Source organism: Micropruina sp. (assembly GCF_027492755.1).
Taxonomy (GTDB): domain Bacteria; phylum Actinomycetota; class Actinomycetes; order Propionibacteriales; family Propionibacteriaceae; genus Micropruina.
In genome coordinates, this window is record NZ_JAPUED010000204.1 from 32337 (window position 1) to 41971 (window position 9635).

8 protein-coding genes, 1 tRNA gene and 1 pseudogene are annotated in these 9635 nt (G+C 68.6%); 8 read left to right on the forward strand and 2 right to left on the reverse strand.

What is annotated here, in order from left to right:
• The first annotated feature begins 33 nt into the window (after window positions 1–33).
• The 3 genes from Q0066_RS14170 (at window position 34) to Q0066_RS14180 (ending at window position 2736) form a co-directional block, all read left to right on the forward strand.
• Window positions 34–999: an LCP family protein gene (locus Q0066_RS14170; RefSeq protein ID WP_298133990.1), complete on the forward strand. Its 966-nt coding sequence runs from the start codon at window positions 34–36 to the stop codon at window positions 997–999.
• 137 nt (window positions 1000–1136) lie between these two features.
• Window positions 1137–2228, forward strand: coding sequence for a PfkB family carbohydrate kinase (locus Q0066_RS14175; RefSeq protein WP_298133993.1), 1092 nt, complete (start codon window positions 1137–1139; stop codon window positions 2226–2228).
• 19 nt (window positions 2229–2247) lie between these two features.
• On the forward strand, window positions 2248–2736 hold the full coding sequence (locus tag Q0066_RS14180) for an SgcJ/EcaC family oxidoreductase (RefSeq protein WP_298133995.1): 489 nt from the start codon (window positions 2248–2250) through the stop codon (window positions 2734–2736).
• A gap of 16 nt (window positions 2737–2752) precedes the next feature.
• On the opposite strand, the gene Q0066_RS14185 is transcribed toward Q0066_RS14180, so the two are convergent.
• The gene (locus Q0066_RS14185; protein WP_298133997.1) at window positions 2753–3190 is read right to left on the reverse strand and encodes a VOC family protein; all 438 of its coding nucleotides are present in this window, start codon (window positions 3188–3190) and stop codon (window positions 2753–2755) included.
• 41 nt (window positions 3191–3231) lie between these two features.
• Between Q0066_RS14185 and Q0066_RS14190 the strand changes: the two genes are divergently transcribed.
• Entirely contained in the window at window positions 3232–3768 is a 537-nt protein-coding gene (locus Q0066_RS14190) for a hypothetical protein (protein WP_298133999.1), read from the forward strand.
• A gap of 394 nt (window positions 3769–4162) precedes the next feature.
• Here Q0066_RS14190 and Q0066_RS14195 read toward each other — a convergent pair.
• A tRNA-Ala gene (locus Q0066_RS14195) sits at window positions 4163–4235 on the reverse strand.
• A 172-nt stretch (window positions 4236–4407) separates the two neighbouring features.
• Here Q0066_RS14195 and Q0066_RS14200 point away from each other — a divergent pair.
• The 4 genes and pseudogenes from Q0066_RS14200 to Q0066_RS14215 form a co-directional block, all read left to right on the forward strand.
• A complete protein-coding gene (locus Q0066_RS14200; RefSeq protein ID WP_298134001.1) occupies window positions 4408–4824 on the forward strand; it encodes a DUF5318 family protein in 417 nt (138 codons plus the stop codon).
• Window positions 4817–6940, forward strand: coding sequence for a transglycosylase domain-containing protein (locus Q0066_RS14205; protein WP_298134003.1), 2124 nt, complete (start codon window positions 4817–4819; stop codon window positions 6938–6940). Before Q0066_RS14200 ends, Q0066_RS14205 begins: the two co-directional genes overlap by 8 nt.
• Window positions 6937–8292: a glycosyltransferase 87 family protein gene (locus Q0066_RS14210; RefSeq protein WP_298134005.1), complete on the forward strand. Its 1356-nt coding sequence runs from the start codon at window positions 6937–6939 to the stop codon at window positions 8290–8292. The genes Q0066_RS14205 and Q0066_RS14210 overlap by 4 nt, the downstream gene beginning before the upstream one ends.
• Window positions 8292–8849 (forward strand): annotated as a pseudogene (locus Q0066_RS14215) (mannosyltransferase family protein); the annotation flags it as partial. The gene Q0066_RS14210 and the pseudogene Q0066_RS14215, both read left to right, overlap by 1 nt.
• Between the last annotated feature and the right edge of the window lie 786 nt (window positions 8850–9635).

Consider the following 9635-nt stretch of genomic DNA (forward strand, 5'->3'; position numbering starts at 1 on the left):
CAGCTGTTGGATCAGGAATCTAGCCTTGTCCCCGTGCGTACCCGGAGCGATCGGCTGGTGGCCGTGGCGACCCTCGGCGCTTTCGTCGTGGTCGCCGGCGTGCTCGGCCTGGTTTCGCTCTACCTCGGCGCGGTCACCCAGGCGCTCGCCGAAGTGCCGCGCAGCTCGCCGTTGCCCGACTATCCGGGCCGGCCGGAGTCGACCGTGGCCCCGGACACCGCGACACCGATGCGCTACCTGGTGCTGGTCACCGACGACGACGGCGCGCTGGCCAGCGCCTACCTCGCCCAGATGTCCGCGCAGCGCGACGCGTTGCAGCTGATCGGGGTGCCGGCCAACCTTCTGGTCACCGATCCCGACCGCACCGAGATGGCACTGTCCGGCCGATTCGCTGCGGCTGGTGGCGCCGGCGTGGTCCGGTCGTTGGAGTCGATGCTCGGCCTCCGGATCGACCATCTGGTCGAACTCAAACTGAACGGGTTCTTGTCGATCGTCGACGTGCTCGGCGGGGTCGACGTCCGCAACGATGCCGAGATGTCGGCCGAGGGATGGCATTTCCCCTCCGGCGACCTGGTGCTGTCGGGTGCCGAGGCGAAGGTCTATCTGAGCGCGAATCGGCAACCGCTGACCCGGCTAGAGCGGACCGAGGCGGTGTTCGTCGAGATCGTCCGATCGGTGGTGAGCGGCGACGCGGTGACGAATCCGGCGAAGGTCGAGGCCATCGGCGCCATCCTGCACAACTGCCTGACGGTGGACGCCGACCTGACCCCGGCGGAGATCCGTCGGACGGCGCTCGATGTGCATCTGGGCTCGGACAACATCGACGGCAAGCCGCTGCCGATGGCGGGCGTCAGCCGGCTCGACGGGGCGGAGGTCACCGTCGTCGACCAGCCGCGACTGGCCGAACTGGTGGCCGCCATGTCCGCCGACGAACTGGGCGGTTGGGCGGCTCGGCAGACCGACCCCTGGGCGCCCCTGGTGACGCTGCCGCCCCGCTGAGCGGCTCCATAGACTGCTCTGGTGAAGACTCTGCTCGGGCTGGCGATCGTGGCTGTGGTGGTCGTCGGCGTGCTCGGGCCGCGCAAGCGGCGTCGCGATCGGGTGGCCGAGACCTGGGCCGCGGTGACGGACTCACCATGACGCAACGCTCCACTGTGACCCCGGGATCCGCCGTGTCGCCGGGCGAGTTCGACGTGCTGGTGGCCGGCATGGTGTTCGCCGACGTGGTCTTCACCGATCTGCCGACCCCGCCGGCACCCGGCACCGAAGTCTGGGCGGCCGGCATGGGCACCTCGCCGGGCGGCATCGCCAACCTCGCGGTGGCGTTGAGCCGGCTCGGCCTGCGAACCGGGCTGATCACCGGCTTCGGCGACGACGGCTACGGGCAATGGTGTCGGCAGGTGCTCACCGACCAGGAGGGCATCGATACCTCTATGTCGCCCAGTTTCGACGGCTGGCACACCCCGGTCACGGTGTCGATGGCCTACGACGGCGACCGCGCGATGGTGACCCACGGGCACGAGTCGCCGGTACCGCCGTCGCGGCTGCTGACGCCGGGCAGCACCGCGCGGGCGGTGATCGCCGAGCTGGACGGCGACCCGTGGTGGCAGCAGCTGCGGGCGTCCGGTGCCCTGGTGTTCGCCGACGTCGGCTGGGACGGGACCGGCGCCTGGGATCCCTGCGTGCTGGACCGGCTTTCGGGCTGCCACTGCTTCATGCCCAATGACCGGGAGGCGATGGCCTATACCCGCACCCGGACGCCGGAGGAGGCCCTGGAGTTGCTCGGTGACCGGGTGCCGCTGGCCGTCGTCACCCTCGGCGCCCAGGGCGCGATCGCGCTGGATTCCGGTAGCGGAACCTGGGCCCGGGTGCCGGCGTTGCCCGTCCGGGCGATCGACCCGACCGGCGCCGGCGACTGTTTCGGTGCGGCGCTGGTGGCCGGCACCCTGGCCGGCTGGCCGCTGGACGTCCGGCTGAAATTCGCCACCCTCACCGCCGGGTTGGCCGTCCAGCAGTTCGCCGGTGCGCTGGCCACCCCGGGTTGGGGCGACGTCGCCGACTGGTGGACGGAGCAGGTGCGGGCGGCCGCGTCCGGGGATCCGGTCGCCATGCGACTACGTGACGAGTACAGCTTTCTGCCCGACCTCATCCCGGCCGGGACGCCGGCGCGGGTCCGTCGTGCTGAGGCCACGATCGCCAAGTTCGCCCACCTGCCGGGGAGGCCCTGATCCGCCGCGGAATGGGAGGATGATGCGCATGGTGAATACGCCGTTGGATCAACCTGAGGATGTCCCAGCGGCGTTCGTCGAGGCCTGGCAGCGGCGCGATCCGGACGGGATCGCCGACTTGTTCGACGAGGATGCGGAGTTCGTCAATGTCACCGGTCTGTGGTGGCACGACCGGCGGTCGATCCGGCGGGCGCACGCGTATGGGCTGTCGGTGATCTTCGCCGATTCGAAGCTGCGGCTGCGTGACACCCGAGTGAAACAACTCACGGACGACATCGCCGTCGTCCATGCCCGGATGGTGTTGACCGGGCAAACCCCGGTGGGTGAGGTGGAAGCTCCGAAGCCGCGGCAGACATTGATGTCCCTCGTCGTGCGCCGTGGTCCTGGCGGCTGGCGGTGCGTGTCCGCGCAGAACACAGACATCATCGCCGGGATGGAAACCAACGTCGTCGACGCCGACGGTCACCTGCTGCCCGTTGACTACCGCAGCACTTCCCCAACGGGCTGAAAGTCACCCCTGCCGGTCAGCGGATCGTTTGGGCCAGCCCGATGAGAAGGCCCTCGGGGCCGCGGACGTAGCAGAGCCGATACACGTTCTCGTACTGGACGACTTCGGTGCTGACCAGTTGCACGCCGTGGTTGTCGAGGCGGCGCAGCGTGTCGTCGATGTCGTCCACCTCGAACATCACCCGCAGGTAGCCGAGCGCGTTCACCGGGGCGTTGCGATGATCGGCGACCACGTCCGGGGTGAGGAAGCGCGAGAGTTCGAGCTTGCCGTGGCCGTCCGGGGTACGCATCATCGCGATCTCGACACTCTGGTCGCCCAGACCGGTGACGCTGCCCGCCCACTCGCCCTCGACCATCGCGCGGCCTTCGAGTTCGAGGCCGAGCTCTTCGAAGAACGCGATCGCCGCGGTGAGGTCCTCGACGACGATGCCGACGTTGTCCATTGTGATCGCCATCCGGTGATCCTAGGACTGCGCAGCAGCACTAGGTTCGCGTCATGGGCGATCAGCGATTTCACGTCCTGGATGTCGGTGCGTCGGCGGAGACGGCCGCGGACCGCGCTCGCCGCGTCCGGCTGTGGCTGCGGGATCGAGGGTGGACCCAGCCGTGCGAAGGCCTGGTGGACTGGCGAAAGCCGAAGGACCGGCAGGGGAACGTGATAGTGGCGGACGCGGCTGGGCCGCGACTGTTCAGGACGGCAGCAGAGGCGTCGTCCGAGGGCGCGCAGTTCCCGATCACGGTGATCGACCGGTGGAACGTCTACGACAGCGGCGATGCCTTCGAGGGCTTCCGCTGCGACGCCTGCCGGGAGGTGAGCGACACCGCGCTCGAGCTGGCTCTACTTGGGATCGGCAGCTGTGTAGTAGGTGCCCCTTCGCTCGCCGTGCTTCATGATCCTGCCTTTCTCGACCAGGCGGGACAGCAGTGCGAGAACCTGTCCGCGGTCGAGTCCGGTTCGAGAGCGCACTTGTTCATTGGTGACCCGGCCATCGGTTGCGAGGGCGACCACAAGGGCTTCGAGTTCCGTGGCTGAGAGTTGGATACCGGCCGGTGGGCCCAGTTCCTTGGCCAACAGATACGACGCCCCTCCGCGCTCGCCGCTCTGCTGTAGGTAACCCAAGTCGCGGAGCCTCTGGAGCGCCGCACGAGCATGTGTGCTGTCGATGTTGAGCAGCTCGCGTACGGAGGTGTTAGTCAGAAGCTCACCTCGTGCCGCGTGCAACAGGAGCAACTTGTCTTGTGCGCGTATCTCGCCTCGCTGTTCGACCTCGGCAATCCACGCCCGTTCCTGTGGGGTGACGGCGCTGCCGAGCCGGAGCACAACCTCGACATGAGTCGCATCTGCGAAGTTCGTGGAGGTTGCAGGTATCCGGGCCGAGGCTCGAAAGGGAGGGGGCACTGGACCGGCAGCTGGCCAGGGAGCTTTGTGGAGACGAAGGGACTCGAACCCTCAACCTCGACCTTGCAAAGGTCTTGCGCTGCCAGTTGCGCCACGTCCCCGGTTGTTGATCCCGGACGCCGAGCGCCGCGGAACGCGACGATCTTAGCCGTCCGAGCAGGCAGCTGCCCATTCGGCGGAACGGAGGCAGGGCCCCGGCATCGCGACTCGGAGCTTGAGGTCTTCATGAAGCCGGGATCGACCCCTGTCGTGGGCCCAACTACCCTTGAGCGCATGTGGTCCAAGCGCGAGGTGATCGACTACGCGCTGCAACGCCGCAACACGTTGCAGGCTTTGCGGCGATCTCCGCGCACCCTTTCCCACTCGGACGCCTGCGATGCCGACCCGATGCTCATCCGGGCAGCGCTGCATCACGGCGAGGATACGACCGGCCGTTGCCCGATCTGTGAGTCCAGGCTGGTGCACCTGCACTACGTCTTCGGCGACCAGCTCGGGCAGTACTCGGGTCGGATCAAGTCGAGTGCCGAACTGGACGAGATGCAGAACGAGTTCGGCGAGTTCAAGGTGTGCGTCGTCGAGGTGTGCACCGACTGCGGCTGGAACCACATGATCACTTCCTTCCTGCTGGGCGACGGGGTCACCCGCCGTCCGCCACGCCGTCAACGAACCGTCGAGGACATCTATGGCTGAGCCCTCCAAGCGCACCCCCGGCACCTCCGGCCGCAAGAAGAAGAGCGGCTGGCGCCGGTTCTTCACCTGGTTGGGCATCACGGTGCTGGCCCTGGTCGTCGCGGGCGGCACCGTGATCGGCGTCGCCTACGCCACGGTGAAGCTGCCCGACCCGAACGCCGACTTCCAGACCAACACCTCCTTCGTCTACTACCGCGACGGCAAGGAGAAGATCGGCAGCTACCAGATCCAGAACCGGCAGAGCCTGCCCTACGACAAGATCCCGCAGAACGTGAAGGACGCCATCGTCGCCGGTGAGAACCGGTCGTTCTGGACCGATCCCGGCTTCTCCGTCTCGGGCATGACCCGTGCGGTGATCTCGGTGCTGCGCGGTGAGGACGTGGTGGGTGGCTCCACCATCACCCAGCAGTACATCAAGGTGATGTACCTCACCCAGGACAAGAGCTACACCCGAAAGTTCACCGAGATCCTGCTGGCCGCCAAGATGGGCAACGAGCTGTCCAAGGAGCAGATCCTCGAGGGCTACCTCAACACCGTCTACTTCGGACGCGGCGCGTACGGTGTCGAGGCGGCCTCCCTGGCGTTCTTCAACAAGCCGGTGGCCAAGCTCAACGACGCCCAGGCGATCGCGCTGACCGCGATGGCGAACGACCCCGGCAACCTCGACCCCTCCCGGGGCGACAAGCAGGCCGCCGACCTGCTCGAGCGGTACCAGTACACGATCAACGGCCTGGTCGAGATGGGCAAGATGACCGACGCCGAGAAGGCGAAGATCTACTACGAGCTGCCGAAGTTCCCCAAGGTCGAGCGCGATTCGCAGTTCGGTGGCCCGAAGGGCTACCTGCTCAACATGGTCCAGGAGGAGTTGCGGGCCAAGGGGTTCACCGATCAGCAGATCTCCGGCGGCGGGCTGAACATCGTCACCACCTTCGACGCCAAGGCCCAGGAGGCCGCCGTCAAAGCGGCCCAGACGATCACCTCGCAGACGGCCGGCGGGAACGCCAAGAAGGCAGCCCAGCTGCACGCCGGGCTGGCGTCCATCGACGTCGACAGCGGTGGCATCGTCGCCCTCTACGGCGGTCCCGACTACCTCAAGGGCCGCAACTGGGCGACCACGCCGCGAGCCACCGGCTCGACCTTCAAGCCCTACGCACTGGGCACGGCGCTGACCCAGGGCTTCACCCTCAACGACGTCTTCAACGGCTCGCAGTTCACCCCACCGGGCGAGGGTGTGCCGGTGCGCAACGCCGGTGACTCGAACTACGGACGGGTCACGCTGCAGCAGGCGACCACGCATTCGATCAACACCGCCTTCGTCGACCTCGAGGGCAATATGAAGAACGGCCCGGCCGAGACGCTGAAGTTCGCCCAGAAGGTGGGTCTGCCCAAGGAGGGCGGCTGGAATCCGGTCAGCCGAGTGCCATTGGGCATTCCCGAGGTGAGCCCGGTCTATCAGGCGTCCGGCTACGCCACCTTCGCCAACGGCGGCAAGCACGTGCCGCCGCACGTCGTGGCGCAGGTGAAGGACGCCTCGGGCGCGGTCCTCTACAAGGCCGACACCCACGCCGATCAGGTGATCGACGCCGACGTCGCCAACGATGTCGCCTATGCGCTCACCCACGTGGTGCAGGACGGCACCGCCTCGCGCGCCGGCGGCATGGGCTTCCCGATCGCCGGCAAGACCGGAACCGCCTACGACCGGGCCGCCAAGGGCGGCTCGAAGACCACCGCCTGCTGGTTCGTCGGCATGTCGAAGCAGATCTCGACGGCGGTCATGTTCGTGGCCGGCAAGAACGGCACCGACGACCTCAACAAGATCTACCCCGGCTTCTTCGGCGCCGGTCCGCCGCTGAGCACCTGGATGTCGTACATGCAGGTCGCCCAGCAGGGACTCAAGGACATTCCGTTCGACCCGCCGACGCATCGGGTGTCGACCCAGACGCCGACCCTGCCGCCGCGGACGACCCGGCCGACCGCGACGAAGAGCCCCACGGCGTCCGCCACCCCGACGGCGACCCCCACCGGGAAGCCGACCGATGAGCCGACGGACGAACCCACCGATCGGCCCAGCAACCGCCCGTCGGAGCGCCCGAGCGGCAAGCCCTCCGGGCGATGACCGGGGCGAAAGTCCTGGGTGGTGCCGTCGGTCTTCGGGCCGAGCGCGCGGGGGTGTGGTTCAACCCGCAGCCCTGGGTGCTGCTGGCCGGCACCGTCTCGTACCTGGTGCTGATGCTGCGGCAACTGCCGTGTCAGCTGGGTGCGCCGGTCTACCAGGCGATGTGTTACAGCGACATCCTGCCGCTGTTCTACGCCCGGGGGCTTGCTGACGGAAAGGTGCCGTTCCTCGGCGCCGACGTCGAATACCCGGTGCTGACCGGTGCGCTGATGGAGGTGGCCCGGCGCCTCACCATGCTGCTCGGCGGCCGGGTCGGCCCGGACGTCCCGTCCGCCGAGATCGCGCAGGCCGCGGCGATCTTCGTCGGGGTGAACGCGCTGTTGCTGTTCGTGTTCTTCATGCTGGTGCTGTGGGCGCATCTGCGGCTGGCCCGGCCCTGGGACGCGATGATGATCGCGGTCGCGCCCGCGGTGATGACCACCGGGTTGATCAACTGGGACTTCATGGTGCTGGCGTTCACCGCGCTCGGCGTCCTGGCCTGGTTTCGGAAACGGCCCGGCTGGGCCGGGATCTGGTGGGGGCTCGGGGTCGCTGCGAAGCTGTATCCGCTGCTGCTCTTCGTGCCGCTGGCGGTGTTGTGCTTCCGTTCCGGACGGCTCCGGGCGTTCTGGCTGGCGCTGGCCGGCGGCATCGGCAGCTGGGTGGCGGTCAACCTGCCGATCTACCTGCTGAGCCCCTCCGGCTGGCTGTACTTCTGGACGTTCAACGTCGACCGCGGCGCCGACCTGGGCTCGATCTGGTACGTGTTCAGCCTCGCCGGCCACCCGGTCGCGGACGCCTCCGGTGCGCAGACCTGGTGGATGGTGGTCGGGACGGCGGCAATCTGCCTGCTGCTGTTGCTGGCGCCGCGACGTCCCCGGCTCTCGCAGGGGATCCTGCTGGTGCTGGTGCTGTTCCTGGTGGTCAACAAGGTGTACTCGCCGCAGTACGTGCTGTGGCTGCTGCCGTTCGTGGTGCTGGCCCGCCCGCGCTGGCGGGACTGGCTGATCTGGAGCATCGGCGAGGGGCTGTACTTCATCGCCATCTGGGCCCACCTGGACGGCGCCCTGGAGTCCGGTTCGGGAGGTCAAGGCCTGTACCTGGCGGCGGTGCTGGTGCGGGTCGGCGTCCAGCTGTGGATCGCGGCCCTGGTGGTCCGCGACATTCTCTGGCCCGATCTCGATCCGGTGCGGAACCCGCAGTGGACCAGCCGGCACGCGCTGGCCATGCCGCGGCTGGACGACCCGGACGGCGGCGTGCTGGACGGCGCGCAGGTGGCGCCCTGGATGAGGTGGGCGCCATGGCTGCGGTGATGCTGCGTCCCGAGCTGTCCGCCGCCACGCACCGGGTCCGCGACGGCGGACGGTTGGTCGTCCAGACCTGGCTGTTCACCCGGCTGCTGCTGGTCGGCGTCGCGCTCTGGGTGGGGGTGACCACCGGACGCTCCGCCGGCGAGATGCTGGCGAACTGGGATGTGCAGCACTACTTCGCGATCGCCAGCAACGGCTACACCGGCGCCAACGACATCGCCTTCTTCCCCGGCTGGCCGCTGGCGCTGCGGGCGTTCTCGGCGGTGGGCATCCCGATGCTGTGGGCCGGTGTCGGGCTGGCCCTGATCTGCTCGGCGCTGGCCGCCGCAGCCCTGCATCGACTGGGCGGGCCGATCGCCGCGGTGCTCTGGTTGTTGGCTCCGACAACGGTGTTCACCCTCGTCCCGTACACCGAGGCGCCGTTCTGCGCGGCTGCGTTCTGGGCCTGGGAGCGGGCCAGCCGTGGCCGCTGGGGTGCTGCCGCGGGGTTGGCCGCCATCGCCTGCACGCTGCGGGTGTCGGGACTGTTCCTGCTGGGTGCGTTGGTGATCCTGGCGCTCACCCAGGGGTTGCGCGGCCGATCGGGGCGAGCCGGGGTTGCTGGCCCCTTCGGTGTCGGTGGTACGGGAACGACACCGTCGCGGTGGAGTTGGCCGTGGCGTCGGCAGTGGCCGCCGCAGGCCACGTCCGGACAGCCGGCGTCCCTCGGCTGGTCGAGCTTGTCGAGACCCTTCTCGCAGTGGACCGGTGCTGTGGCCACCGGCTATCGCCCCGCTCCGCCGGCGGTGACCTGGCGCCAGCGCGTCCGTGCCCTGGCGTGGCTGACCATCCCGGCGCTCACGCTGCTGGCCTACATCGCCTACCTGCATCACCTCACCGGGGACTGGAACGCCTGGTACCACGCCCAGTCCGCCGGCTGGCCGCGCGGCTTCACCTGGCCCTGGGTGTCGCTGCAGCACACCATCGAGGCGGCGACGTCGACCGCGTACCCGGCCTTCCCGGAATGGGCCTGGGTGTTCCGCGCCGAGATCATCTCGATGGCCGTCGGCATCGTCGTCACCCTCGCCTGTCTCGCCCGGCGTCGCTGGGCCGAGGCGTCCTGGGTCGGCGTCCAGGTGCTCGCCTTCTCCTGCTCGTACTGGTTCCTCAGCGTGAACCGGGCCGTGCTGCTGTGGTTTCCGCTGTTCATCCTGATCGGCGAGGCGCTGTCGGGCGGCTGGAACGTCAGCCCCGGACGCCGCCGCTTCCGGATCTTTCTCACCGTGCTCGGGTGTGCTGTCGCCGCCGTGGTGCTCTGCTTCTGGGCCTGGTTGTTCTACACCGGACGCTGGGCGAGCTGACCGTCC

What these genes read in the sequence shown, in the direction of transcription:
- Q0066_RS14200 (WP_298134001.1), top strand. Translation starts at nt 4,408, where the DNA reads ATGTGGTCCAAGCGCGAGGTGATCGACTACGCGCTGCAACGCCGCAAC.
- Q0066_RS14175 (WP_298133993.1), top strand. Translation starts at nt 1,137, where the DNA reads ATGACGCAACGCTCCACTGTGACCCCGGGATCCGCCGTGTCGCCGGGC.
- Q0066_RS14180 (WP_298133995.1), top strand. Translation starts at nt 2,248, where the DNA reads ATGATGCGCATGGTGAATACGCCGTTGGATCAACCTGAGGATGTCCCA.
- Q0066_RS14205 (WP_298134003.1), top strand. Translation starts at nt 4,817, where the DNA reads ATGGCTGAGCCCTCCAAGCGCACCCCCGGCACCTCCGGCCGCAAGAAG.
- Q0066_RS14190 (WP_298133999.1), top strand. Translation starts at nt 3,232, where the DNA reads ATGGGCGATCAGCGATTTCACGTCCTGGATGTCGGTGCGTCGGCGGAG.
- Q0066_RS14185 (WP_298133997.1), bottom strand. Translation starts at nt 3,190, where the DNA reads ATGGCGATCACAATGGACAACGTCGGCATCGTCGTCGAGGACCTCACC.
- Q0066_RS14210 (WP_298134005.1), top strand. Translation starts at nt 6,937, where the DNA reads ATGACCGGGGCGAAAGTCCTGGGTGGTGCCGTCGGTCTTCGGGCCGAG.